Source organism: Arthrobacter sp. MMS24-S77 (genome assembly GCF_054888235.1).
Map to the genome: position 1 here is coordinate 691,031 of NZ_JBTZRN010000001.1, position 23,691 is coordinate 714,721.

General features: G+C 61.4%; 24 protein-coding genes. 8 read left to right on the plus strand and 16 right to left on the minus strand.

The genetic code is table 11. The features are described 5' to 3' along the window. Positions 1–123 precede the first annotated feature (123 nt). The 3 genes from ACX5I4_RS03170 to ACX5I4_RS03180 form a co-directional block, all read right to left on the minus strand. Positions 124–930: an ATP-binding cassette domain-containing protein gene (locus tag ACX5I4_RS03170; RefSeq protein ID WP_461835365.1), complete on the minus strand. Its 807-nt coding sequence runs from the start codon at positions 928–930 to the stop codon at positions 124–126. Then, positions 927–1,970: an ABC transporter permease gene (locus ACX5I4_RS03175; protein WP_461835366.1), complete on the minus strand. Its 1,044-nt coding sequence runs from the start codon at positions 1,968–1,970 to the stop codon at positions 927–929. The genes ACX5I4_RS03170 and ACX5I4_RS03175 overlap by 4 nt, the downstream gene beginning before the upstream one ends. 79 nt (positions 1,971–2,049) lie before the next feature. After that, positions 2,050–3,168: a substrate-binding domain-containing protein gene (locus ACX5I4_RS03180; protein WP_461835367.1), complete on the minus strand. Its 1,119-nt coding sequence runs from the start codon at positions 3,166–3,168 to the stop codon at positions 2,050–2,052. Between the two features lie 169 nt (positions 3,169–3,337). Between ACX5I4_RS03180 and ACX5I4_RS03185 the strand changes: the two genes are divergently transcribed. Together ACX5I4_RS03185 and ACX5I4_RS03190 are read left to right on the plus strand one after the other, a co-directional pair. Beyond that, positions 3,338–4,336 carry a LacI family DNA-binding transcriptional regulator gene (locus ACX5I4_RS03185; RefSeq protein WP_461838635.1) on the plus strand — a complete coding sequence of 333 codons (999 nt, stop codon included), beginning with the start codon at positions 3,338–3,340 and terminating at the stop codon, positions 4,334–4,336. 47 nt (positions 4,337–4,383) lie between these two features. Continuing rightward, complete coding sequence (locus ACX5I4_RS03190) at positions 4,384–4,677, plus strand: putative quinol monooxygenase (protein WP_461835368.1); 294 nt, start codon at positions 4,384–4,386, stop codon at positions 4,675–4,677. Positions 4,678–4,871: 194 nt separating this feature from the next. Here the strand turns inward: ACX5I4_RS03190 and ACX5I4_RS03195 are convergent, their stop codons facing one another. The 8 genes from ACX5I4_RS03195 to ACX5I4_RS03230 all read right to left on the minus strand — a co-directional run bounded on the left by ACX5I4_RS03195 (position 4,872) and on the right by ACX5I4_RS03230 (position 12,577). Beyond that, the gene (locus tag ACX5I4_RS03195; protein WP_461835369.1) at positions 4,872–5,078 is read right to left on the minus strand and encodes a YegP family protein; all 207 of its coding nucleotides are present in this window, start codon (positions 5,076–5,078) and stop codon (positions 4,872–4,874) included. A 185-nt stretch (positions 5,079–5,263) separates the two neighbouring features. After that, positions 5,264–5,962: a GntR family transcriptional regulator gene (locus tag ACX5I4_RS03200; RefSeq protein WP_461835370.1), complete on the minus strand. Its 699-nt coding sequence runs from the start codon at positions 5,960–5,962 to the stop codon at positions 5,264–5,266. A 33-nt stretch (positions 5,963–5,995) separates the two neighbouring features. Further along, the gene (locus ACX5I4_RS03205; RefSeq protein WP_461835371.1) at positions 5,996–7,450 is read right to left on the minus strand and encodes an NAD-dependent succinate-semialdehyde dehydrogenase; all 1,455 of its coding nucleotides are present in this window, start codon (positions 7,448–7,450) and stop codon (positions 5,996–5,998) included. Positions 7,451–7,476: 26 nt separating this feature from the next. Beyond that, positions 7,477–8,730 (minus strand): aspartate aminotransferase family protein, encoded by a 1,254-nt coding sequence (locus ACX5I4_RS03210; RefSeq protein WP_461835372.1) that lies wholly within the window; start codon positions 8,728–8,730, stop codon positions 7,477–7,479. Between the two features lie 79 nt (positions 8,731–8,809). Next, positions 8,810–9,943, minus strand: coding sequence for an N-methyl-L-tryptophan oxidase (gene solA / locus ACX5I4_RS03215; protein WP_461835373.1), 1,134 nt, complete (start codon positions 9,941–9,943; stop codon positions 8,810–8,812). A 3-nt stretch (positions 9,944–9,946) separates the two neighbouring features. Next, a complete protein-coding gene (locus tag ACX5I4_RS03220) occupies positions 9,947–10,714 on the minus strand; it encodes an amino acid ABC transporter ATP-binding protein (protein ID WP_461835374.1) in 768 nt (255 codons plus the stop codon). Then, entirely contained in the window at positions 10,711–11,643 is a 933-nt protein-coding gene (locus ACX5I4_RS03225) for an amino acid ABC transporter permease (RefSeq protein WP_461835375.1), read from the minus strand. The genes ACX5I4_RS03220 and ACX5I4_RS03225 overlap by 4 nt, the downstream gene beginning before the upstream one ends. Before the next feature lie 10 nt (positions 11,644–11,653). Beyond that, positions 11,654–12,577 (minus strand): ABC transporter substrate-binding protein, encoded by a 924-nt coding sequence (locus ACX5I4_RS03230; protein ID WP_461835376.1) that lies wholly within the window; start codon positions 12,575–12,577, stop codon positions 11,654–11,656. Positions 12,578–12,990: 413 nt separating this feature from the next. On the opposite strand from ACX5I4_RS03230, the gene ACX5I4_RS03235 reads away from it, so the two are divergent. The 6 genes from ACX5I4_RS03235 to ACX5I4_RS03260 are packed head-to-tail and all read left to right on the plus strand — an operon-like array spanning position 12,991 to position 19,697. Further along, positions 12,991–13,665, plus strand: a complete 675-nt coding sequence (locus ACX5I4_RS03235) for a haloacid dehalogenase type II (RefSeq protein WP_461835377.1) — start codon at positions 12,991–12,993, stop codon at positions 13,663–13,665. 26 nt (positions 13,666–13,691) lie between these two features. Continuing rightward, positions 13,692–14,969 (plus strand): NAD(P)/FAD-dependent oxidoreductase, encoded by a 1,278-nt coding sequence (locus tag ACX5I4_RS03240; protein WP_461835378.1) that lies wholly within the window; start codon positions 13,692–13,694, stop codon positions 14,967–14,969. 17 nt (positions 14,970–14,986) lie between these two features. Continuing rightward, positions 14,987–16,534, plus strand: coding sequence for an aldehyde dehydrogenase family protein (locus tag ACX5I4_RS03245; RefSeq protein WP_461835379.1), 1,548 nt, complete (start codon positions 14,987–14,989; stop codon positions 16,532–16,534). Continuing rightward, a complete protein-coding gene (locus tag ACX5I4_RS03250; protein WP_461835380.1) occupies positions 16,531–17,649 on the plus strand; it encodes a tartrate dehydrogenase in 1,119 nt (372 codons plus the stop codon). The genes ACX5I4_RS03245 and ACX5I4_RS03250 overlap by 4 nt, the downstream gene beginning before the upstream one ends. Beyond that, entirely contained in the window at positions 17,646–18,626 is a 981-nt protein-coding gene (locus ACX5I4_RS03255) for a D-2-hydroxyacid dehydrogenase (protein WP_461835381.1), read from the plus strand. The genes ACX5I4_RS03250 and ACX5I4_RS03255 overlap by 4 nt, the downstream gene beginning before the upstream one ends. Positions 18,627–18,653: 27 nt before the next feature. After that, positions 18,654–19,697 (plus strand): NAD(P)-dependent alcohol dehydrogenase, encoded by a 1,044-nt coding sequence (locus tag ACX5I4_RS03260; protein WP_461835382.1) that lies wholly within the window; start codon positions 18,654–18,656, stop codon positions 19,695–19,697. A 119-nt stretch (positions 19,698–19,816) separates the two neighbouring features. Here ACX5I4_RS03260 and ACX5I4_RS03265 read toward each other — a convergent pair whose 3' ends face one another. The 5 genes from ACX5I4_RS03265 to ACX5I4_RS03285 all read right to left on the minus strand — a co-directional run bounded on the left by ACX5I4_RS03265 (position 19,817) and on the right by ACX5I4_RS03285 (position 23,668). After that, entirely contained in the window at positions 19,817–20,239 is a 423-nt protein-coding gene (locus ACX5I4_RS03265; protein WP_461835383.1) for a GntR family transcriptional regulator, read from the minus strand. Between the two features lie 26 nt (positions 20,240–20,265). Then, a complete protein-coding gene (locus ACX5I4_RS03270; RefSeq protein WP_461835384.1) occupies positions 20,266–20,466 on the minus strand; it encodes a GntR family transcriptional regulator in 201 nt (66 codons plus the stop codon). 379 nt (positions 20,467–20,845) lie between these two features. Then, the gene (locus ACX5I4_RS03275) at positions 20,846–22,300 is read right to left on the minus strand and encodes an NAD-dependent succinate-semialdehyde dehydrogenase (RefSeq protein WP_461835385.1); all 1,455 of its coding nucleotides are present in this window, start codon (positions 22,298–22,300) and stop codon (positions 20,846–20,848) included. A gap of 107 nt (positions 22,301–22,407) precedes the next feature. Next, the gene (solA, locus tag ACX5I4_RS03280) at positions 22,408–23,541 is read right to left on the minus strand and encodes an N-methyl-L-tryptophan oxidase (RefSeq protein WP_461835386.1); all 1,134 of its coding nucleotides are present in this window, start codon (positions 23,539–23,541) and stop codon (positions 22,408–22,410) included. 1 nt (position 23,542) lies between these two features. Further along, a complete protein-coding gene (locus ACX5I4_RS03285; protein WP_461835387.1) occupies positions 23,543–23,668 on the minus strand; it encodes a hypothetical protein in 126 nt (41 codons plus the stop codon). Positions 23,669–23,691 lie beyond the last annotated feature (23 nt).

Below are 23,691 nucleotides of genomic sequence, written 5' to 3' on the forward strand. Positions count from 1 at the left end.
TTTCGGTGTCTGGGATTGGGCGTGGTTCATGCAGGGAAGCGGCGGGGCAGGCTCTGTCTGTGAAGCCCAAGTGGAGGGTTCACGGACAGTGCCTGCCCCGGCCGATACGGCAAGGTCCGATTCCTATGCGGTGGCGGCACCCGTCATGATGGCGACGGCGTCGGTCATGTTGTGGGACTCAGGGGTGATGGTGGCGGCGCATTTTCCGAGGCGTTGGATGTGGATCCGGTCTGCGACATCGAAAACGTGCGGCATGTTGTGGCTGATCAGGATGACGGGCAGGCCGCGGTCGCGCAGGTCCCTGACAAGTTGCAGGACTTGGTTTGATTCGCGGACGCCGAGGGCCGCGGTCGGTTCGTCCAGGACGACGACTTTGGAGCCGAATGCTGCCGCGCGGGCGACGGCGACTGCCTGGCGTTGTCCGCCGGAGAGGTTCTCGACGGCCACCGTGACGTCCTGCAGGGTGGAGATCCCGAGGCGTGTCAGTTCTTCTTTCGCTCGCTTGCGCATCCCGTTGGTGTCCAGGACGCGGAAGAGTTTTCCGAAGATGTTCGGGAGGCGTTCTTCCCTGCCGAGGTAGAGGTTCGAGGCCACGTCCAAGGCCGGGGAGACGGCCAGGTTCTGGTAGACGGTCTCGATGCCGTGGGCGCGAGCGTCCTGGGGGCGCTTGAAATGGACCTGCTCACCTGAGAGCCGGATTTCGCCTTCATCTGGGATTTCCGCTCCGGTGAGGCACTTGATGAGGGTCGATTTTCCGGCGCCGTTGTCGCCGATGATCGCCAGCACTTCCCCCGGGTAGAGGTCCAGGCTGACCCCGTCCAGGCCCACAACCCGGCCGAAGGTCTTGACGAGGTTCCTGGCTTGAAGGATCGGTGTCCTGTTGGGTTCTCCGGACGGCACTGACGGGACTGAGGCTTCTGTGACGGTCATGACTTCACCTTTCGGATCCACTGGTCCACGGAGACGGCGACGATGACGAGGATGCCGACCGCAAGCGTCTGGTACAAGACATCGAGGCCGGCGAGGGACAGGCCATTGCGGAAGACACCGACGATGAGGGCACCGAGCAGTGATCCCCAGATGGAGCCGCGCCCGCCGAAAAGACTGGTGCCACCGATGACGACGGCGGTAATGGAGTCGAGGTTGAGGTCAACCCCGGCGTTGGGGCTCGCGGCGTTCACTCGGCCGATTTGGATCCAGGCACCGATTGCCAGCACCGCTCCGGCTGCCAGATATACGCTCATCAGCACGCGGCTGACGGGGATGCCGGCCAGCCGGGCTGCTTCCTTGTCATCGCCGACGGCGTAGACGTGGCGACCCCAGGCCGTCTTGCCCAGGATGAAGGCCACAACGCCGTAGAGCAGGAGCATCATCACCACGCCCGTGGAGATGCGGACCCCGCCGATGGGGAAGGTGGTGCCGGTCCAGGTCAGCAGCTCAGGCATTTTTGATCCGCGCACGGTGGCTCCGTTGGAGTACAGCAGGGTCAGTGCGATGAAGATGTTCAACGTTCCCAGGGTGACGATGAACGGAGGGAGCTTGAGCCGGGTGACCAAGAGCCCGTTCAGGGCGCCGGCGACCAGGCTCGTGGCGAGTCCTGCGAGGAGGGCAAGGATGGCCGGGACACCATTGTTGACGGCGGTTTGGGCAACCACCATGGAGGCCAGGACCATGACGGCGCCCACCGACAGGTCGATTCCTGCGGTCAGGATGATGAGGGTTTGGGCGATCGCCAGGGTACCGATGACGGCGACCTGCTGGGTAATCAGGGACAGGTTCTCGGGGCGGAGGAACCGGTCGTTGAGGATTCCGAAGACGATGACCGCCACGAGTAGCACGATGGCCGGGCTCAGGGCCGGGTAGCGGTGGAGAACATTCCGGATCCGGCTCAGCGGGGTGCTTCGGTCAAGGAATTCTTCGGCAAGGTCCGCGTGGGCCGGCGGCGGTCCCGCAGTTTGTTGCTGGGTCACATTTGCTCCTGCATTAAGCATTGAGGGTGTATCGGCGGCTGGTTCCGGGGCTGTTGGCCCCGGAACCGGCGCGGGTTGCTTACTTGCCCCAGCAGATCTGGGAAGCAGCGGTGGTGTCGATGCTCGTCAGGCCGGAAACGGCCTTGTCGGTGACGAGTGCGGAGCCGGTGTTGAAGAAGTCCAGTCCTGCGGACGTCGAGGGCTTCTTTCCCGTGGTGGCCAGGTCCTGGATTGCCTGGACACCGAGCTGTGCCATCTTCACCGGGTACTGCTGCGCAGTGGCACCGATTATGCCGGACTTGACGTTGTTCACGCCGGTGCAGCCGCCGTCGATGGAGACCACCAGCACGCCCTTTTCCTTGCCGGCTGCCTTTAGAGCCTCGTAGGCTCCTGCTGCGGCCGGCTCATTGATCGTGTAGACGACGTTGACGTTCGGGTTCTTCGACAGGAGCGTTTCCATCGCCGTGCGGCCGCCATCCTCGGCGCCCTGGGATGCCTGGTTGCCTACGATCTCGTAGTCGCCGCCCTTTCCGCCGGTGTACTTACCGGTCTTGGCCTCATCGCCGTTCTTCGTCTTGTCCGCGGTGTCGATACCCAGGCCGGTCAGGAAACCTTGGTCGCGGTTGTAGTCAACGGACACGACCTTGTCGCTGAACAGGTCAACCAAGGCAATCGTGGCCTTCTTGCCGTCGAGCTGCGCCGCGGTCCACTGACCGATCTGCTTGCCCGCGGCGAAGTTGTCGGTCGCGAAAGTGATGTCCACGGCACTGGCCGGGTCCGGCGGGGTGTCCAGGGCGATCACGAACAGCCCGGCATCGCGGGCCTTCTTGATCGCGTCGACGACGGCCGGACCGTTCGGGGTGATCAGGATGCCCTTGTCGCCCTTGGAGATGGCGTTCTCGATGGCCTGGATCTGGGTGTCCTCGTCGCCGTCGGACTTGCCCGCGGCAAGCTTCAGGTCGATGTTTCCGCCCTCTGCTGCCTTCTTCGCACCGTCCTCCATCGCGACGAAGTACGGGTTCGTGGTCGTCTTGACGATCAGCGAAACACCGACCTTGGCGCCGGAGGAAGCGCCGCCCGAGGCAGGGGCCGAAGAGCCGCCGCCGCAGGCTGTCAGGCTGATGGCACCAAGCGTCAGCACAGCACCGACGGCGAGGAAGCGGTTGACGGCCGGCCCGAAGGCTTTGGAACTCAACATTGAATCTCCTGTTTTGTATTAGGCACTTACCGGTGCCTGACAACGATGTCATGTAAGGTGTAACCCGGATCACAAAGGAGAGTCAATAGTTCTCCGAATAAGAAGGAGCAGGTCGTTGACAACGTTGTCTAACCGTTACCAAGCCGAACCCGCGAAACAGCGCCCCACCATGCGCGACGTGGCAGCGCTTGCGGGCGTGGGGATCAAGACCGTCTCCCGGGTTGTCAATGACGAGCCCGGGGTTTCGGAAGCGAAAAAGGTGCGGGTGCTCCGGGCCGTGGAACAGCTGAACTACCAGGTGGACCTGGCCGCGGGTAGTCTCCGCCGCACCGGCCGCCGGACCCTGTCCATTGGCTTGCTCCTCCCGAGCGTGGCCAACCCGTTCAGCGGGGAAATCCACCGGGCCATCGAAGACGCCTTGGCGGCACGTGGCATAGCCGTGTTTGCCGCGAGCCTGGACGATGATCCCGAACGGGAGAAAGCCCTCGTCGCCGCGTTTCTCCGGCGGCGCGTTGACGGGCTTATCCTTACCCCCATTGCCAAGAGCCAGGCGCACGTCATCCCGGAACATTCCCGGGACCTGCCGGTGGTTTTCATTGACCGCGAACCAAACGGAATCGACGCCGATGCCGTGGTGAGCGACAACGCCACGGGCGGGGTACGGGCGGCTGCTCATCTTCTCAGCCACGGCCATACCAGGCTGGCGTACCTCGGCGACCGGACCGACATCCAGACGGCGCGGGAACGCCGTCGGGGGTTCCTGGAGGAACTAGGTCGCTCCGGCATCGCCGTGTCCGAAGTTCCCGCCATTGAGAACCTTCACGATGAAGATGCAGCCCGCCGGGCAACCCACGAACTGCTCGACTCCCCGAATCCCCCCACCGCCATATTCTCCAGCCAGAACCTGGTCACCTTCGGCGCAATGAGGGCACTGAAGGAATCAGGCGCGAGCCACAAAGTGGCCTTGGTCGGTTTCGACGACTTCGCCCTCGCGGACATGATGGAACCGGGCATCACCGTCATCGCGCAGCACCCCGAACGCATCGGCAAACTCGCCGCCGAAAGGATCCTGGCCAGGATCGACGGCGACCAAAGCCAACCCAGCACCTGGGTTGTCCCCTCGGAGCTGATCGCGCGCGGCTCGGGCGAACTCCCGCCATCTGACTGACCCATCCAACCACTCAAAGAATTTCGTCTGAAAGCAAGGAACCCGCCGTGACCAAAACGTTGTACGCAGAATTCACCGTCAAGCCCGGCTGCGAAGCCAGGGTCGCGGAAATGATGCGCGAGCTCACCGAACACGTCCGCGCCGAGCCTGGAAACGTTGTCTTTTGGCCCTACACCAGGGAATCCCGGCCCAACGAGTACTTCGTGTTCGAGGTCTACCGTGACCAGGCGGCCTTCGAGGAGCACATCGGCGCCCACTACGGACGGAAGTTCAACGAAGAACTCGCAAACCTCATCGAAGGAGACGGATCCGAACTGACCTGGCTCCAAGCGATTCAATAGACGCCGATATGGTCTTCGGAGGGACACGCAGTCTTTTGCCGGAGAAAGGCCCGGTGGATACAACGGAAGCTACCGATACGTCCGTCCTTCAGACCGTCACGTCCGCAAGCACAACACCTGGCTGCAACCTGTCGTCGACCTGCCCTTCTCCGCCCGGAACGAATAGGCAGCTGGGCCACAAGGGCAAGGGTTCATCAAAGCTGTGGAATGTCGGATAGCAGGCCAGTGAGGTCAACGATTTCCCCGTTGACTGCGGCCTCCCGCACGGACCAGATAGCCGCGATTGCCGCGTCCTCGTTCTCAAAGGGCTCCGAGGTGAGCAGTACATGTCCGGCGTCCGTGACGAGCTGAAACCTCAGACAGGCACCCGCGTCGGCATGCAGATTGAATTGTGCGGGCATGGTGGCTCCCTCTTGTCTCCGGCTTTTGGTTCGTTGCTTCCGCCGGGATGTCCGCGCACATCCCGCCACTGTATTAACCCGGATCGGCTTGGATCGTGACGGCCGCTGAAAGTTCCTTGAAGAGAGAAAACTACGGGTCCAGTTCACTTGAACTGGACCCGTAGCGTGTGTGGAACCAGCAAAATTTACGCGGTAACACCACTTGGCTGCCGCGTCGATGTGAGGTCCTCGACGGCTTTCTGCATGTGTCGCTTTATGGCTTGTTGAAGTCCGCTCTGCTCGCGCCCCTCAAGAAGGTCCAGGATGTCTTGGTGTTCCTGCACCAGCAAATCTATGCGGGGATATGCGACTTCCAGGCTGAGGATACACATCCTGGATTCCGCGGCGAGTGTCTCGTAAATCCGGATCAGTCGAGTGTTCCCCGTGCCTGAAACGAAAGCGGTGTGGAATTGCATGTCGAGCCTGGCGATCGCCTGCCAGTCCGACGCCGCAACCTGCTTCGCCATGTTCTTGATGATGCCCTTGAGCTCTCGGCAGGTATCCATGATCTGGTCCTGACCAGAGCCGAGGAGAGTGTTGGCGGCGGCCAGTTCCACTGCCTCGCGTACGGCGTAGATCTCTCTGATGTCTTCGGGTGAAAGCTCCAGCACGAAAACGCCGCGATTACGCTTGCTCACCAGGATGCCTTCCTGGCACAGGCGTTGCAGAGCTTCCCTGAGTGGCCCCCTTGACGTGTTGAGCTGGCTCGCCAGGGCAGATTCGTTTACCTGCTGACCGGGCCTGAAAGCCCCTTGGACGATGAGCTCTCGGAGTTGGTCAGCGATCAGCTGCGCCGTGGGCCGGCCCTCCAATACGAACATTCCCTCCGGTGCCGCCATTGACATCCCCTCATTTCATACTTCGCCAAATTGAATCTATTAGACCGCTATTGCGGTGTACTTGTATTCCAGGAATTCTTCGATCCCGATCTTTCCGCCTTCACGTCCCAGGCCCGACTGCTTGACGCCTCCGAACGGAGCGGCGGGATTGGACACGATGCCGGTGTTGAGGCCGACCATTCCCACCTCCAGCTCCGCTGAGAACCGCATGGCCTTGTCCATGCTTTCGGTAAACACGTAGCCCACCAGGCCCCATGCGGTGTCGTTGGCCATTCGGAGTACTTCGTCCTCACTGTCGAAGGGCGTGATGGCTGCCACCGGTCCGAATATCTCCGTGGTCATCAGCTCGGATTCCAACGCCACATCCGTCAGGACAGTGGGGGAGTAGAAGTAACCGGGACCTTCCGGGCGGCTTCCGCCAGTCAGCACCCGTGCACCCTTGGAAATAGCGTCGGCAACGAGAGACTCCACTTTGTCCAACCCTGCCTGTTCGATGAGTGGACCCACGTCTGTGCCTGCCAAAGCGCCGTTGCCCACCTGCAATTCTGACATCTTTTTGGAGAACTTCTCGCCGAACTCCTCCGCAACGGAGCGGTGGACGAAGAAGCGGTTTGCGGCTGTGCAGGCTTCGCCCATGTTGCGCATCTTTGCCTTCATGGCTCCATCTACTGCCTTCTCTATGTCGGCATCGGCGAGCACAATGAATGGTGCGTTCCCGCCGAGCTCCATGGAAGAGCGCATGACGTTGTCCGCAGCCTGCCTCAAAAGGATTTTGCCCACCCCGGTGGAGCCGGTGAAGCTGATCTTGCGGGCGATTCCGCTGTCCGTCCAGTTTCGTACCACGCTGGAAGCGCTCGACGTCGTCACGACGTTCAGCACGCCGTCGGGAAGTCCGGCTTCCTTGAAAATGGCTACCAAGGCCAAAGAGGTCAACGGCGTCAGCTCGGCCGGCTTGAACACCATGGTGCACCCTGCGGCGACTGCGGGGGCGATTTTGCGCGCTCCCATGGCGAGCGGGAAGTTCCAGGGGGTGACCAATATCGAGGGCCCGACTGGTTCCTTGGTGATGAGGATGCGCGTATTTCCGTCCACGGAGGTTGTGTTGTCACCGCCGATCCTCACGGCCTCTTCCGAGAACCAGCGAAGGAACTCGGCTCCATAGGCTACTTCGCCCTTTGCTTCGGCGAGGGGCTTCCCCATTTCTGCGGTCATGATTGCCGCAAGCCGGTCGGTGTTGGCAATGACCAGATCGAAGGCACGTCGCAGGATGTCGGCCCGTTGACGCGGCGTTGATTTGCTCCACTCCGCTTGTGCGCGACCTGCTGCTTCGATGGCCAGGGCGGCGTCTTCAGGGCCGCCGTCGGCGACGTGGGCGATGACTTCGTTCGTGGCCGGGTTCTCTACCGGGAAGGTGGCGCCGTCAGCGGCGCTTTGCCATTTTCCGTCAATGAACAAGTCTGTTTGGAGAGTGGTGGGATCAAATGAGGGGTTCATGTTCGCTCTTTCAGTGATCAGGGAGACTAGGAAGTGGCCGACTTGAGCGCCTGCGTGAACTTGGACAGGCCTGCCTGGATTTCATCGCTGCTGACGTTCAGCGCGGGGATGAGACGAATGACGTTGCCATGTGGGCCGCAGGTGAGGAGCAGGAGCTCTTCCTTGACGGCAGCCTGCTGGACCGCGAGTGCGGTTGCTGCGTCTGGAATGTTGCCTTCGGCGGTGAATTCGACGCCCTGCATGAGGCCGCGTCCGCGCACGTTGCCGATTCCCGGGAATTCCTCCTGCAGCGCGTCCAGCCCTGCCCGCAGTTCGCCGCCTCGCAGCAAGGCATTTTCCACCAGGTTCTCCCTCTGAATGACCCCCAAGGTGGCGACACCTGCTGCTGCTGCAACCGCGTTTCCGCCATAGGTACCACCTTGGGAACCAGGCCAGGCCTTGCCCATCAAATCCGCCGACGCGGCAATTGCCGAAATCGGGAAGCCGCTTGCGAGGCCCTTTGCGGTGATGACCACGTCGGGGCGTATCCCGGCCCAGTCGTGCCCCCAGAACTTGCCTGTCCGGCCGACGCCGGCCTGGACTTCATCCAGGATGAGCACGATGCCGTGCCGGTCTGCCCGTTCCCGAAGTCCTTGGAGGAAGGCAACAGGCGTGGGGATGTATCCGCCGTCACCGAGGACGGGTTCGATGATGAAGCCTGCCGTATCAGCCGGGGTGCTGACGGTCAGAAGGAGGTGGTCCAGTTCCTTCAGGGCAAACTCAACAGCCGTGGCTTCGTCCCATCCGTACCGGTACCAATGCGGGAAGGGGGCTATGTGCACGCCGCCCATCAGAGGGGAGAATCCTGAGCGGAACTTGGTTCCGGCGGTGGTCAAGGACGCTGCAGCCACCGTCCGCCCGTGAAAGCCTCCCTGGAAGGAGATGATGTTGGGGCGGCCGGTTGCCATACGGGCCAAGCGGATGGATGCTTCCACGGCTTCTGATCCGGAAGTCGCGTAGAAGACACTGTCCAATCCTTCGGGCAGGATGCTGCCAAGGAGTTCCGTCAATTCCAGAAGGGGCTTGTGCATCACGGTCGTGTACTGGGCGTGGACAATCTTGCCCACCTGATCGCGGGCTGCGGCCACCACGTCAGGGTGGCAATGGCCAGTGCTGGTGACACCAATCCCGGTGGTGAAATCGAGGTACTTCTTACCGTCGGTCGCGTGGATCCAGCTCCCGAGTGCGTAGTCGACGACTACGGGAGTTGCCTGCTTCAGGATGGGGCTAAGTGCTGCCATGACTTCATACTTTCTTAGTAACTGTAGATTGTCAACAATACGCGATTCGGAGTCCACCCATGGAACCCATAAGAAATCGCTAGATCTTCTCGAACCTCTGGGGCCGAACGAAGTCCAGCCCGTCAAACGAGCGCTTACCAAGGGCTTCGCTGGCTGCGATCTCGCCGTAGCCGGAAGCCATTTTGAATCCGGCGCCTGAGAATCCAGTTGCGGCGTAGATCCTGCTGGAATTGTCCAAGAAACCCAGCAGAGGCTGGGAGTCCGCGGTGTAGAGGTCCGGGAACGCGTCTGAGCGAACGATGTTAGGAAAAAGGCCGGGGAAGAACTCACGTACCGTCTCGGTGGTTTCCGCGATCTCCGCTGCGGTGAGGTCCCTTGGCACTGAGTCAGCCGCCGGCGTTGGCGCGCCGCGACCATCCAGGGTGGCTTTTACCGTCACTCCGTCAACGCTCGGCGCACCGTACATGGAGCGGTCTCCGGAAATCCTGATGAAGACGGGGAATCTCTCCGGTGAGAACTCCGCCGCGTCCCTGGCCACGAACCAGGACAGGAATATCCGCCGCGTTTCGGTTGCCGCTTTCAGATAGTCGGGCATGAGCTTTTGGGACCAGCCGCCGGACGCGACGATCACGTTTTCGAAGGTCCAGGACTTGTCGCCCGAGGTGACGACCACGCCGTCGTCAGTTTCCCGGATGCTGTCGATCGACGTGTCGGTAACCACTGTTGCCCCGTTTGCCTGTGCGGCGGCAACTGCCGCCGTCACTGCACGGTCAGTGCGCAGGGCGCCGGCATGCGGATCGAACACAGCGCAGTCATCAGGCCGAAGGTTGTGCTGCGGATACCGTTCCGCCATGGCGTCGCGGCTCAGGATCTCATGCTCAGCCCCGTTTATCCGGGTCGTTTCGAGCAGGGCGGCGATATAGGTGCCGTCCACCGTCCCGATCGATAGCCCGCCGCAGCGCGTCAGAATGTCCTGGCCTGATTCCGCCTCGAGTTCGGCCCAGAGGCTGCGGGAACGCTGCAGGAGGGGGTAGTAGTCGGGTCTTCCGCGATAAATCATCCGGAAGAGGCGGGTGTCGCCGCCAACGGCGCTTCGGGCATGACCCGGTGCCTGCGCCTCGAATCCGACGACGGAATCGGTCAAACGGGATGCCTGCCACAAGGCCATGCTTCCGATGCTCCCAAGGCCGATCACGGCCAGTTTTCCGTCCATGGTTTAGAGCACCTGCTTTAAGAAGGCTTGGGTCCGGGGTTCTTTGGGGTTGGAGAGGATTTCCCGGGCGTCGCCACGTTCGACGATGTAGCCGTCGTCCATGAAGATCAGGGAGTCGGCCACTTCGCGGGCGAAGCCCATTTCGTGGGTCACGACCACCATCGTCATGCCTTTTTTGGCGAGGTCCTGCATGACTGCGAGGACTTCGCCGACCTTCTCGGGATCGAGGGCGGACGTGGGTTCGTCGAAGAGCATGATCTCCGGATCCATGGCCAGGGACCGCGCGATGGCTACACGCTGCTGTTGCCCGCCGGAGAGTTGCGCGGGGTAATAGTCCCCGAATCCGGCCAGGCCGACGCTTGCGAGCAGTTCGTGGGCCCGTTTGGCGGCTTGTTTCTTATCCGTGCCCTTGACCAGGACGGGTCCAGCCATGATGTTCTCGTGGGCTGTCATGTTGGGGAAGAGGTTGAACTGCTGGAACACCATGCCAACCCTGGTGCGCTGCTCGGCGAGCTTCTTCGGGGGCAGGGCGTGGTAGGCAGTGTCGGTTTCGTAGTAGCCGAAGTCCTCACCGTTGACTTTCAGGACGCCCGAGTCGACGGTTTCCAGGCCGTTGATACAGCGCAGGATGGTGGATTTTCCGGAGCCGCTGGGTCCGATGATGCAGCAGATTTCACCGCTGGCGATGTCCAGGTCGATGTCTTTGAGGACTGTTTTGGGTCCGAAGGACTTTCGGATCCGCTGGGCGAGGATGGTTCCGTCGGCACTCATCGGGCGATACCTTCCGGTTCTGTCAGCACAACCTTTTTCGCCTTCCGGGGAAGCCTGGAGGTTGCGCGAGAGTATTTTTGCTCGAGCTTGGATTGTGGGTAGCTCAGTAGCAGGGTCATCACGAGATACCACAGGCTGGCGACGATCAGCAGCGGGATGGTTTCGTAAGTGCGCGCGTAGATCAGCTGGGCGCTTTGCAAAAGCTCTGCGACGCCCAGCACGCTGACGAGAGAGGTTTCCTTGAACATGCCGATGACCTGGTTACCTGTCGCCGGGATGATCGAGGGCATCGCCTGGGGAATGATGACCTTGCGCATTTTCGTCGCGGCGCTCATCCCCAGTGAGTCCGCCGCTTCGATCTGGCCCTTGCCGACCGAGGAGAATCCGCCACGGATGATTTCTGCCATGTAGGCGGCTTCGTTCAGGGTCAGGCCGATCAGGGCTGCCGTGATGGGTGCCATCAGGGCGTTCAAGTCGACGGCGGTGCTGATGTCGGTGAAGGGGATGCCGATGGTCAGGTTCGGGTAGAGCGCTGCGATGTTGAACCAGAAGATCAGCTGCACCAGGACCGGTGTGCCGCGGAACAACGTGATGTAGACGCCGGCCGCGACCGCAACGGGTTTGATGCTGGAGGACCTCATGATCGCCAGCGCCAGGCCCAGGAGCGTTCCGAGGACCATGCTTGCTACCGTGAGGAAGATCGTGAGCATCAGCCCGCGGAGGATGGTTTCCTGGGTGAAGTACTTGGCAACCACTCCCCATTTGAAGTTCGGATTGGTCGACACGGAAACGAGGAGGCCCAGGCCAAGCAGGCTGCACACCACCCAGGCGACGTACTCGAAGGTGCTTCGCCGCCGGAGCCTCGGTTTGAGTGCTGAAGGTATCCCACTCATCTTGCTTTCACTTTCTTCGGAGATCAGGGACTGCATGACCTGCCCTCTAGTTCAGTTTGGCGTCAGTGATGGCACCTGATTCCAGACCCCAGTTCGAGAGCGACTGTTTGTAGTTCGGGCTGTTCAGGATCGACTGGACGGCAGCCTGAATAGCGGGTGTCAACGGCGAGCCCTTCTTGAGGCCGACGGATGTAAGGTCGCTTGAGCCGACGTTGATCTGGGGGGTGAGGATGGTGAACGTGCCCGGCTGCTGCTTCGCGGCCCACGCAAGGGAGGTGGTGTCGTAGAGGATGCCGTCGATGCGCTTTGACGCCAGCTGGGTCAGTGCCTCCTGGACGTTGGGAAGCGTCACGGCGTTAATGGCTGGCTGTCCCTTGGAAGTGCAGGTTTGATCCGAGAGGGCCGGGAGGCGCTTGAGCTGGCCTGTCGAACCGGCTGTGACGGCAATGTTCTTACCGCACAGGCTCTCATTGGTGAGCTTCAGCGGATTTCCCGCGCTCACGGCCACTGAGTTGCCAGCCTTGAAGTAGTCGATCATATCCAGAACCTTCAACCGCTCGGGTGTGGGGGACATGGTGGTGACGGTGAAGTCGTAGCGGCCACCGTCGATACCGGGAATGATGGTGTCAAACACGGTGTTCTCGAACTTCAGCTTCAGCCCAAGCTTCTTGGCCACCAGGCGGGCGATGTCCGGGTTCAGGCCGATCGGGGTCTTGTTGTCATCCGAGAGGAAGGTGGTTGGCGGGTAATGAAGGTCCATCGCCACCGTCAGTTCACCCTTGTCCTTATAGGACTGCGGCAGCAGCTTGACCGCAGCTGCATCGGGCTGGACGCCCTCAGAGATATCAGTGGTGTTCGAGGTTTTGCTTGTCTCGGACGGGCCACTGCTCGCTGTGCCACCGCATGCGCTCAGCGCAAGTAGGACGGCGAGTCCGGCTGCCGCAGTTTGTGCCTTGGTTATGGTCTTCATAGTGATTCCCTTCGAGGGTTTCTCAGCTGTGAGTTGGTCGCTGTAACGGGGAAAGATTGATTCAGTGCCTTGCGTCAACGCTTCCGGAGGGGGCTTCGGGGAGCGGTGTCTCTTGCTTGTCCTAGGCTTTAATGTGATCCGGATCTCTCCGCCATCTAATGCAATGCAACCCCCTCAACAGTAGATTGTCAACAATTTACAGAAACTTTTTTGAGTGGCCGGCCGGGGAGAGCTGTGTCAATCTACCGCGGCCAAACTGTTGACAATTTACAATTTGGAAGCCTAGAGTCGAGTCATCGAGCAGGATCTTCCAGCCTGCAGGGAACCCCTTCCCGGCTCACCGCGCTTCCCGAATCCTCGAATACGCAGGGACGGCGACCGCTTCCATTTCCTGACAAAGAACGGAACCGAACATGGCAGAGACCAATTTCCGGCCGAAGTACATCTCTTTTGATATCTACGGCACGCTCATCAACTTCGACATTGACCCCACGACGCGTCGCCTGCTGGATGGCCGCATCTCGGAAGAGCAGTGGCCGACCTTCAAGAAGCAGTTCCGTGGGTACCGGTTCGACGAGGTCCTGGGCGACTACAAGCCTTACGAGCAGATCCTGCAGGATTCCTTTGACCGCGTGTGCAAGCGGTGGGGCATCGGGCCGACCAAAGGTGCCGGCGCAGAGTTCGCTGAGGCCGTACGCGGCTGGGTTGCCCACGAGGACGTGCCCGCTCCGCTGAAGCTCATGGGCGACAACTACAAGCTGGTGGCCCTCTCTAACGCGGACACCAGCTTCCTGGACATCAGCATTCCGAAGCTCGGTGCAGACTTCCACGCCGTGTACACCGCTGAGCAGGCCCAGGCCTACAAGCCGCGCTACCAGGCGTTCGAGTACATGCTGGACACCCTGAACGCCAAGCCGGAGGACTTCCTGCACGTCTCCTCGCACACACGCTACGACATGCACCCAATGCACGACTTGGGCTTCCGGAACCTTCTCCTGCTGGACCGTGGTTATGACCCCGTAACCACGGGCTACGACCTCTTCACTGTTAAGTCCCTGGACGAGCTCAACAAGCACCTCGGTCTCTAGACCGATCCTGAGGCGAAAGGCCCACCGTGAAACTCACCCCGTACTGGCTGGACACGGCCGAACCGTCCGGAGACTACAGGCGTACCCCTGTACCGGAGAACGTCGACGTTGCGATCATTGGCGCCGGATTTACCGGGCTCTCCGCAGCCCTTGAGTTTGCCCAGCAAGGTGCAAGCGTCGCTGTCTTCGAACGCCATACTGTTGGCTGGGGCGCCTCCGGACGTAACGGGGGCATGGCAACCACCGGCCTGGCCATCAGTTTCAACACAGCCGTCAAGCGGTACGGGAGTACCCGTGCCGTGGAGATGTTCCGTGAGTACAACGACGCGATTGACAGCATCGAGAAGCTCGTCCAGGACAACGGCATCGACTGCGACTACAAGCGCTTTGGCAAGCTTTCATTGGCCTTCCACAAGTCCCACTACGAGGGGATGCTGAAGTCCCAGGAGCAATTGGCGAAACTTGCCGACTACCACGTGAAGGTCATTCCCGAGGCGGAGATCCACAGCGAAATCGGTACAGATTTCTACCACGGGGCAATGCTTGATCCGCTGGGGGCCGGCCTCCACGTGGGCAAGTTCGTGCACGGCTTGGCCGGTGCAGCCGCTGCTGCCGGGGCTGACATTTGCGAGAACGCCGGCGTCACCGAGCTGAAGAAAGTCTCCGGCACGATCCATGACGTACACACCACCCGTGGAATCACACGGGCCAAGCAGGTTCTGGTCGCCACAAGCGGATACACAGGCAATGTCACACCGTGGTTGCAGCGCCGCGTGATTCCGGTGGGCAGCTTCATCATTGTCACCGAACCCTTGCCGGAGGACGTGGTGAACCGCATCCTTCCGCACAGGCGGCAAGCCTCGGACAGCAAGATGCTGACTTACTACTTCCGGATCACCCCGGACAACAGGCTCCTTTTCGGTGGACGTGCTCGATTTGCGCTGTCCAGCCCGGATTCAGATGTCAAGAGCGGCGAGATCCTGCACAAGGCGATGACTGAGCTCTTCCCGTATCTTGCCAACGTGAAGGTGGACTACACCTGGGGCGGCTTGGTGGACCTCTCCATGGACCAGATGGTCCATGCCGGCGTGCACGATGGCCTGTTCTACTCCCTCTGTTACAGCGGCCACGGCGTGCAAATGGCCGCCCACATGGGCAAGAAGATGGCCCATTACATGGCCGGAGACAAGCAGGCGAACGTGTGGGAAGACCTTAGGAACCCGCCCGTGCCCGGCCACTTCGGCCCGCCGTGGTTCCTGCCCTTCATTGGCGGAGCTGCGAAGATTATCGACCGTTTCAGCTAGGCAAGAGAAGGTTCCCTATGAGTTCGTCAACAACCGTCGCTGGGGCGCGCCCAAAAACAGCCGAAGAAACGGCTTACAGGCGGGCAAGCATAGCCGCGCTGCCGGGTGGTGCATTCCTGGAAGGCCGTTGGGAGAGAGCCGAGATGATCCTGGAGGTCCGGGACCCCGAAGATGGTGTCCTCCTGGGAAATGTGTGTTCCTCGACCCCACAGGATGTACGGCGGGCCGTAGCCTACATTCATCGGCACCTCCAGGACGGTGAATGGCCCCTCCTGGCCCGCCGCGAGGCTTTGGAACGTGCGGCAGTGCTTCTGGCGGAGCAGTCCGTTCGCTTCGCGGAGATCATTGCCGCAGAAAGCAGCAAGACCATCAACGAGGCCGAACGTGAGGTGCGCCGCTGCACCGAAACGTTGCGGCTCTCCGCTGCTGCGTCCAGCGAACTCAATGGAGAAACCCTCGCTTTTGAGGACAGCATGGCCGGAGCAAACAAGATCGGTTGGTACAACCGCAAACCGGTGGGAATTGTCGCCGCCATCACGCCCTTCAATGATCCGCTCAATCTCGTGGCACACAAGCTGGGGCCAGCGCTCATCGGAGGCAACGGCGTCGTACTTAAACCCTCGGGCCGAACGCCGCTGACCGGGCTGGCCTTCGTCCAGCTGCTGCTGGAAGCCGGTGTCCCTGCCGGACGCATCGCGGCGATTGTCGCCGGACCTGGAGTATCCGAGGCGATCGTGACGGACCCGCAGGTGGACCTCATTTCCTTCACCGGTGGCCCAAAGACGGCGGACCGCATCGCTGCTGCCGCGGGTGCCAAGAAGATCCTCTCGGAACTGGGCGGCAACAACGCCACGATCGTCTGCGCCGACGCTGAACCAGCGAAAGCCGCTGAGGCAATCGTGGCCGGTGCCTTCGGAGTGGCCGGCCAGAACTGCCTTTCGGTCCAGCGCGTCTACGTCCACATTTCGCTGTTCGACGAGGTCCTCGAACACGTGATCACCGGGACCAAGGCGCTCCGCGTCGGGGCGAAGTTCGATCGCGGCACGGACATCGGCCCCCTCATTACCGAAGCGGAGGCACTCCGGGTGGAGGAATGGGTGGACGAGGCCAAGGCTGCGGGCGCCACCGTCCAGGTGGGCGGGCAGCGCTGCAACGCCTTCTACCAACCAACTGTTCTCACCGACGTGCCGGCGGACTGCCGGGTCATCCGCGAGGAAGTGTTCGGCCCGGTGGTCAGCATCATGCCGTTTATCCAAGCCTCCGACGCCATCCGCGCGGCCAACGATTCCGAGTACGGGCTCCAGGCTGGTGTTTTCACGGAATCCATCGATCTGGCCCTGGCGATTGCCGAGAAGCTGCATGTGGGGGCCGTGGTGATCAATGAGACCAGCGACGTCCGGATCGATTCCATGCCGTTCGGTGGTTTCAGGAAATCCGGTGTTGGGCGTGAAGGAGTCAAGCATGCCGTCCGCGAGATGACCGAACCCAAAAGCACCATCATCAAACTGGCCGAGCCGGCCACCGGGTGGCAGCAGCTGAAGGCCGCAGAACGGAATGCATCATGACCACCCATAAAATCGCGGTGATCGCGGGCGACGGCATCGGCAAGGAAGTTGTCCCAGCCGCCATCGATTGCCTTGAGCGGATTGCCCTGATCCATTCGTTGAACCTGGAGTTCACCTATTTCGACTGGGGATCGGACTACTACGCCGAGCACGGGCGCATGATGCCGCTTGACGGGCTCGAACAGCTGTCAGCGCACGAAGCGATCTTCCTGGGCGCTGTGGGCTCGCCGTCCGTCCCGGACGCTGAATCCCTCTGGGGTCTGTTGATTCCCATCCGCCGCGAATTCCAGCAATACATCAACCTCCGTCCAGTGAAAACGCTCGACGGCGTGAAGTCACCCCTCGCGTCCAAGGAACCGATCGATATCCTCATCGTTCGTGAAAACAACGAAGGGGAGTACTCGGAGGTCGGCGGCCGCGCCTACCGCGGGCTGCCCCATGAAACCGCGGTCCAGGAAACCATTTTCACCCGCCTGGGAGTATCGCGGGCCGCGCACTACGCCGCATCGCTCGCATCCTCCCGGAAGGGCCGACTGACCTCGGCAACCAAGAGCAACGGCATCATCCACACCATGCCGTTCTGGGACGAAGTGGTGGAAGAGACAACCCGCCTCTATCCCGACGTGACGCTCACCAGCGAACTTGTGGACGCGTTGGCCGCGCACCTGGTCCTGAAACCCTGGACGTTTGATGTCATTGTTGCCTCCAACCTACTCGGCGACATTCTCTCGGACCTTGGCAGCTCCGTCACCGGCTCCATCGGCGTCGCCCCGAGTGCCAATTTGAATCCCGAAGGTGACTTCCCTTCCCTTTTCGAACCGGTCCACGGATCGGCTCCGGATATCGCGGGCAAGGGCTTGGCAAATCCGGTGGGCCAGATATGGTCGGGGGCCATGATGCTTCAGCACCTTGGACACCCGGAAGCTGCCGAGCACCTCCAATTGGCCTTCGAGTCTGTCCTCCGGCAAGGCCTGGGTACCCGCGATGTCGGAGGACCGTCCTCGACGTCCGAATTCACCGCCGCTGTCCTGGCCGCCATTGACGCCATCGATGCCGTTGGCGCGATGGACGCCACCACGGAAAACAAGCCGGCGGCAGCAGCGGCGTCGTCATGACAGCTACTGAACGCAAGCGGCCCGTCGTCGCAGTCCTGTACCGGGAGGCTTTGCCGCCCCGGCTGCAGGAGATCGAGGAGCTGGCGCAGGTCCGCCTGACCAAGGCCGACGGGCTTGCCAAAGCGTTGGACGGCGCGGACGTGTTGTACCAGTGGCATTCATTCTCACCTGCCTTGAAGGAGAACTGGGCTGCAGCCTCGTCGCTGAAATGGGTTCATGTCTCGGCGGCAGGCGTAAGTCAGCTCCTCTTCGATGACCTGATCCAAAGCGACGTCGTCTACACGAACTCCCGGGGTGTGCTCAGCCGGGCCATCGCCGAATTTGCCCTTGGTTTCGTCCTGGATTTGGCCAAGGATGCGCAGGGCTCGTTCCGACTCCAGCAGCAACAACGCTGGCAGCACAGAACCACGCAAAAGATCCATGGTCAAAGTGCGCTGGTGGTGGGCATCGGATCGATCGGACGTGAAATCGCGCGCCTGCTCCGTGCCGTGGGCATGGAGGTCAGCGGTGCCGGACGCACAGCTCGCCCCGGGGACGATGAGTTCGGCTGGATCTACTCATCCCAAGACCTGCCCGGCATCGTCCATGACTTCGACTATGTTGTTCTCGCCGCTCCGCTGACTGCGGAGACCAGGGGACTGGTGAACGTCGACGTGCTTGCGTCCATGAAACCGTCGGCGCACCTGATCAATGTCGGCCGCGGCGAACTTGTTCACACCGGCGCCCTGACTGAAGCACTGGCATCGGGCTCCATCGCCGGTGCCGCCCTCGATGTGGTGCACCCGGAGCCGTTACCTGGGGGACATGCGCTTTGGAGCATGGAGAACGTCATCATCACCCCTCACATGAGCGGTGACGCTGAAAACTATCTCGACGACCTCAGCAAGCTGTTCTTGGAGAATCTGGGACGGTTCGTCAAAAGCGAACCATTGTTGAACGTGGTGGACAAGGCCCTCGGATTTGTCCCTGTTTCCTGATCCAGAAGGCGCCTAAGGAGCCGGAACATGCCAACTATTGCCAAGGCGTATATCGCCACTTCGGCTACGTCCGCACTGCAGCCCGGCATCATTGAACGCCGCGATCCAGGTGAGTTCGACATCAGAATTGCCATCAAGTTCAGCGGCATCTGTCATTCCGACATCCACACTGCGCGAGGCGACTGGGCAAACGTCAACTTCCCGGTCGTTGTAGGACACGAGATCTCCGGAATTGTTGAAGCTGTCGGAGCCAAGGTGACGCGTCACGCCGTGGGCGACCGGGTAGGTGTGGGCTGTTTCGTAGATTCATGCCGGAACTGCGTCTACTGCCTCGCAGGCGAGGAGCAGCACTGCCTGTCGGGATCGACGAGTACCTACAACTCGGTGGGCAGGGACGGCCGGCCCACTGCAGGCGGCTACAGCAACAGCATTGTTGTGGACGAGAATTACGTTCTGCGGATTCCCGAGGGCATTTCGCTCGAAACAGCCGCACCACTACTGTGCGCCGGGATAACCATGTACTCGCCCCTCCGCAATTGGGGTGCGGGCCCGGGAAAGCGGGTGGCAATTATCGGCATGGGCGGGCTCGGCCACATGGGCGTCAAGATCGCAACGGCACTGGGGGCGCAGGTGACGGTGCTCAGCCAATCGCTCAGGAAGCAGGAGGATGCGCTCCGTTTCGGGGCGGTGGCCTGCCACGCGACGTCGGATCCCGCCACTTTCGCGCGCCACCAAGGCTATTTCGATCTGATCATCAATACCGTCTCTGCGGACATCGACGTCGATCAGTACCTTTCCTTGCTCGCCTTGGACGGCACCCTGGTCATCGTGGGGCTGCCCTCGAAACCACTAACACAACGGGCCTGGTCACTGGCCAGTTTCAGACGAAATCTGGCCGGTTCAAAGATGGGCGGCATCAGGCAGACGCAGGAAATGCTGGACTTCTGCGCCGCCCATGGGCTCGGCGCCGAGGTGGAGGTGATTCCGGCCGGCAAAATAGCCGAGGCTTTTGACCGAGTCATTGACAGCGCGGTGCGGTACCGCTTTGTCATTGACGCCGCGACATTCTGATCTTCCGTAAAGGCTCTAGGCCAGAGGAAGAATCCTCCCTCGGGATTGGTCCATGTCGCCTCTGCGCTTAAATGCCGCTGCAGGGAGGAGGGTTGATGTCGGGCGTGCTGTATGTCTGGTTAGAGTCCGGCCCGGAGCGCGTTTTGGAATTGATTGACCAGCTCCTGGCGAAAGCCATCGATGTCACCCTCTAAAGCAAGTGACGCCAATTTCTCGTGCTCAACAGCGATGTCGTGGAGGTCGTTGTAAGTACGGTGGTCGACCGCGAGGTAGAGACGCAGCTTGTTTTCCCAACCGTTCCAAAGACTTTGCAGGGCGGCGTTACCCGAGAATTCGTAGAAGAGCCTGTGGAAGCGCAGGTGAGCGTCAATGCTGGCCGGGATGTCGTTGGTGTCTGTGGCTCGGTAGAGTTCCTCGATGGTTTGCTTCAAGCGAAGGCGCTCAGGACCGCGTAGCGTTTCTGCAGAGAGCTCAGCAGCGTAAGGCTCGACAAGTCTGCGGATGGATGCGATCTCGGCGACGTCGCGAGCACTTACCTCCACGACAAACGATCCCCGGAAGGGGATCTTTAGACTAGGCCTTCCTCTTCAAGCTTGGTCAGCGCCTCACGTAGTGGGGATCGGCTTATCCCGAGATCAGTAGCAATGTGGGTCTCACGTAGCTGTTCGCCGGGAGCCACAGTTCCGTCCAGGATTGCAGTACGGAGCACGCGGTAGACACCATCAGGCGTCGTGGTCCGCTGTTCTTGCCACTTGAACTTGCGGTCCATCGCCGCCTCCTTTGTCGATTGTCGATTATACAGTCTCCCGGTCTGACCCGGGCGGCCCCACGGTACTGCCGGACCGAGGTTTGTGATGGTCGACAATTACGGTGGTCGTTGCAGAACTCTAGAAGGTCCGAGTCCTGCAACGACCACCAACGGCCCGTCCTCGTGGCGTGTGGAGCCGCTGGCAAGGGAAGTCTTCAGGCATAGATGGGCTTGTCCCGCTGAGTTGCGGTGTTCCTCTACCAGGAGGTCCACCCTTGGACGATTTGTTCACGCAGCTGATCAGCGATCAGTTGCGCGGTGGGTCCTCCTTCCAGGACAAACAGTCCTTCTGGTGCCGCCATTGGCATCCCCCTCATTCAGTGCGCATACTCGATGATCGTCAGACATCCAGTGCGGTGTATTTGATCTCCAGGAATTCTTCGATGCCTACTTTGCCGCCTTCGCGTCCCAGCCCGGACTGCTTGACGCCACCAAAGGGTGCCGCGGGGTTGGAAACCAGTCCGGTGTTGAGGCCGACCATGCCGACCTCCAGTTCCGCAGAGAAGCGCATGGCTTTGTCCATGCTCTCCGTGAACACGTAGCCAACCAGGCCCCAATCGGTATCGTTGGCCTGAGCGAGGACTTCGTCCTCGCTGTCGAACGGTGTGATCGCCGCTACCGGGCCGAAGATTTCCGTGGTCATGAGTGCGGCGTCCGTGGAAACGTCCACCAGGATGGTGGGGGTGTAGAAGTAGCCCGGGCCTTCCGGACGGGTGCCTCCGGTCAGGATACGTGCGCCTTTGTTAAGCGCGTCCGTCACGAGGCTATCGACCTTGTCCAGGCCCTTCTGGTCGATGAGAGGCCCAACGTCGGTACCGGCCAATATGCCGTTGCCTACTTGCAGTTCGGACATCTTCTTGGCGAACTTCTCACTGAATTCCTCCACGACCGAGCGGTGCACGAAGAAACGGTTCGCTGCGGTGCAGGCCTCGCCCATGTTGCGCATCTTGGCCTTCAGCGCGCCCTCAACTGCCTTCTCGATGTCCGCGTCAGCCAGGACGATGAACGGGGCATTCCCGCCCAGTTCCATCGAGGAGCGCATCACGTTGTCGGCCGCCTGGCGCAGCAGCTTCTTGCCGATCTCGGTGGAGCCGGTGAAGCTGACCTTGCGTGCGATGCCGCTGCTCATCCAGGGATCTACCACGTTGGAGGCGCTGGAGGTCGTGACCACGTTCAGGACGCCGGCGGGAAGGCCTGCCTCCCGGAAAATCTCTACCAGAGCGAGGGATGTCAGGGGGGTCAAAGCCGCCGGCTTGAAGACCATGGTGCAGCCAGCAGCGACGGCAGGCGCGATCTTGCGGGCGCCCATGGCCAGCGGGAAGTTCCACGGCGTGACCAGGACGCACGGCCCGACAGGTTCCTTGGTGATCATGACCCGGGTGTTGCCGTCAACGGAGGTGGCATGGTCTCCGCCTATGCGGACAGCTTCCTCCGAGAACCAGCGGAGCATCTCAGCGCCGTAGGCCACTTCGCCCCTTGCTTCTGCAAGGGGCTTGCCCATCTCCGCGGTCATGATTGCCGCGAGCCTGTCAGTGTTGGCAATGACCAGATCAAAGGCGCGCCGCAGAATGTCAGCCCGTTCGCGCGGCGTGGACCTTGCCCATGCGGTCTGGGCGCGGCCGGCGGCCTCGATGGCCAGTGCTGCGTCTTCGGGCCCGCCGTCAGCCACGTGGGCGATGATTTCATTCGTGGCCGGGTTCTCGATTGGGAAGGTAGCTGAACTGGTTGCCATCTGCCAAGCACCGTCGATGAACAGGTCAGTGTGAAGAGGGGTGGGGTCAAATGAAGTGCTCATGTCGCTCTTTCAGTAGTGATGGAAGGAGATTTTTCGCCCCAGTGCGGTCCCGCCGCGCTTGCAACGCTTTGCGATGCCAGACGCATAGTTCTGGCTGACGGAGTGGTCTAGCTCGCCTTGAACCGTTCCGGTCGTACGAAGTCCAGGCCCTCGAAGGTCTGTTTGCCGAGGGCTTCGTTCGCGGCAATGTGGCCGTAGCCGGTGGCATTTTTGAAGCCGCCTCCGGAGAAGCCTGTGGCGCAATAGATCCTGCTTGACTCGCTGAACCGGCCCACCAGCGGGTTCCGGTCCTCGGTGTAGAGGTCCGGGAAGGCGTCAGAGCGCACGATCGTCGGGATGAGACCGGGGAAGAATTCCGAGACCGTTTCGATGGTCTCGGTGATTTCGGCCGTGGTGAGTTCCCTAGGGACGCCGTCGGGGTCGGGTGTTGGTGCGCCCCGGCCGTCCAAGGTGGCTTTGACTGTGACACCGTCGACGGCGGGTGCCCCATACATGGAGCGGTCCTCATAGATCCGGCTGAAGATGGGGAACCTGTCCGGTGTGAACTGCGCGGCGTCGCGGGCGACGAACCAGGTCAGGAAGATCCGCCGGGTCTCCGTCGCGGCCTTCAGGTAGTCGGGCATGAGCCGCTGGGACCAGCCGCCGGAGGAGACAATGACATTCTCGAAGGTCCAGGACTTATCGCCTGAGGTGATGACCACGCCGTCGCCGGTTTCGGTGATGCTGTCGACCGGGGTGTTGGTGCGGACTGTTGCCCCGTTGGCCTGGGCGGCTGCGACTGCCGCGGTGACGGCACGGTCGGTGCGCAGGACCCCGGCGTGGGGGTCGTAGACGGCGATGTCGTCGGGCCGGAGGTTGTGCTGGGGGTAGCGTTCTCCCATTTCCCCGCGGGTGAGGATTTCGTGGGCGGCCCCGTTGGTTCTCGTCGTTTCAAGGAGACTGCGGATGTAGGGTCCGTCGGCGGTGCCGATGGACAGCCCGCCGCAGCGGGTGAGGATGTCCTTTCCGGTTTCCGCCTCCAGTTCGGCCCAGAGATCGCGTGAGCGTTCCAGGATGGGGTAGTAGCTGCCGCTGCCGCGGTAGATCATGCGGAACAGGCGGGTGTCACCGCCGACGGCGCTTCGGGCGTGGGCCGGGGACTGTGCCTCGAATCCGGCCACTGAGTCGGACAGGCGGGAGGCCTGCCAGAGGGCCATGCTTCCGATGCTGCCCAGGCCGATGACTGCGAGTTTTCCATCCATCTCAAAGCACCTGTTCCAGGAACGCCTGGTTTCTGGCTTCTATAGGACGGGCCGGGATGTCCCCGGCGTCACCGCGCTCCACCAGGAAGCCCGCTGTCGCGGTCCGGACTTTGTTAATGGTCTTCATGATGCTTCCCTTCGAAGGGTTCA

Bases quoted from the DNA above. Each gene is read 5' to 3' on its own strand.
- ACX5I4_RS03170 (WP_461835365.1), bottom strand. From the start codon at position 930: ATGACCGTCACAGAAGCCTCAGTCCCGTCAGTGCCGTCCGGAGAACCC.
- ACX5I4_RS03180 (WP_461835367.1), bottom strand. From the start codon at position 3,168: ATGTTGAGTTCCAAAGCCTTCGGGCCGGCCGTCAACCGCTTCCTCGCC.
- ACX5I4_RS03185 (WP_461838635.1), top strand. From the start codon at position 3,338: ATGCGCGACGTGGCAGCGCTTGCGGGCGTGGGGATCAAGACCGTCTCC.
- ACX5I4_RS03195 (WP_461835369.1), bottom strand. From the start codon at position 5,078: ATGCCCGCACAATTCAATCTGCATGCCGACGCGGGTGCCTGTCTGAGG.
- ACX5I4_RS03200 (WP_461835370.1), bottom strand. From the start codon at position 5,962: ATGTCAATGGCGGCACCGGAGGGAATGTTCGTATTGGAGGGCCGGCCC.
- ACX5I4_RS03205 (WP_461835371.1), bottom strand. From the start codon at position 7,450: ATGAACCCCTCATTTGATCCCACCACTCTCCAAACAGACTTGTTCATT.
- ACX5I4_RS03210 (WP_461835372.1), bottom strand. From the start codon at position 8,730: ATGGCAGCACTTAGCCCCATCCTGAAGCAGGCAACTCCCGTAGTCGTC.
- solA (WP_461835373.1), bottom strand. From the start codon at position 9,943: ATGGACGGAAAACTGGCCGTGATCGGCCTTGGGAGCATCGGAAGCATG.
- ACX5I4_RS03220 (WP_461835374.1), bottom strand. From the start codon at position 10,714: ATGAGTGCCGACGGAACCATCCTCGCCCAGCGGATCCGAAAGTCCTTC.
- ACX5I4_RS03225 (WP_461835375.1), bottom strand. From the start codon at position 11,643: ATGCAGTCCCTGATCTCCGAAGAAAGTGAAAGCAAGATGAGTGGGATA.
- ACX5I4_RS03230 (WP_461835376.1), bottom strand. From the start codon at position 12,577: ATGAAGACCATAACCAAGGCACAAACTGCGGCAGCCGGACTCGCCGTC.
- ACX5I4_RS03235 (WP_461835377.1), top strand. From the start codon at position 12,991: ATGGCAGAGACCAATTTCCGGCCGAAGTACATCTCTTTTGATATCTAC.
- ACX5I4_RS03245 (WP_461835379.1), top strand. From the start codon at position 14,987: ATGAGTTCGTCAACAACCGTCGCTGGGGCGCGCCCAAAAACAGCCGAA.
- ACX5I4_RS03250 (WP_461835380.1), top strand. From the start codon at position 16,531: ATGACCACCCATAAAATCGCGGTGATCGCGGGCGACGGCATCGGCAAG.
- ACX5I4_RS03255 (WP_461835381.1), top strand. From the start codon at position 17,646: ATGACAGCTACTGAACGCAAGCGGCCCGTCGTCGCAGTCCTGTACCGG.
- ACX5I4_RS03260 (WP_461835382.1), top strand. From the start codon at position 18,654: ATGCCAACTATTGCCAAGGCGTATATCGCCACTTCGGCTACGTCCGCA.
- ACX5I4_RS03270 (WP_461835384.1), bottom strand. From the start codon at position 20,466: ATGGACCGCAAGTTCAAGTGGCAAGAACAGCGGACCACGACGCCTGAT.
- ACX5I4_RS03275 (WP_461835385.1), bottom strand. From the start codon at position 22,300: ATGAGCACTTCATTTGACCCCACCCCTCTTCACACTGACCTGTTCATC.
- solA (WP_461835386.1), bottom strand. From the start codon at position 23,541: ATGGATGGAAAACTCGCAGTCATCGGCCTGGGCAGCATCGGAAGCATG.
- ACX5I4_RS03285 (WP_461835387.1), bottom strand. From the start codon at position 23,668: ATGAAGACCATTAACAAAGTCCGGACCGCGACAGCGGGCTTCCTGGTG.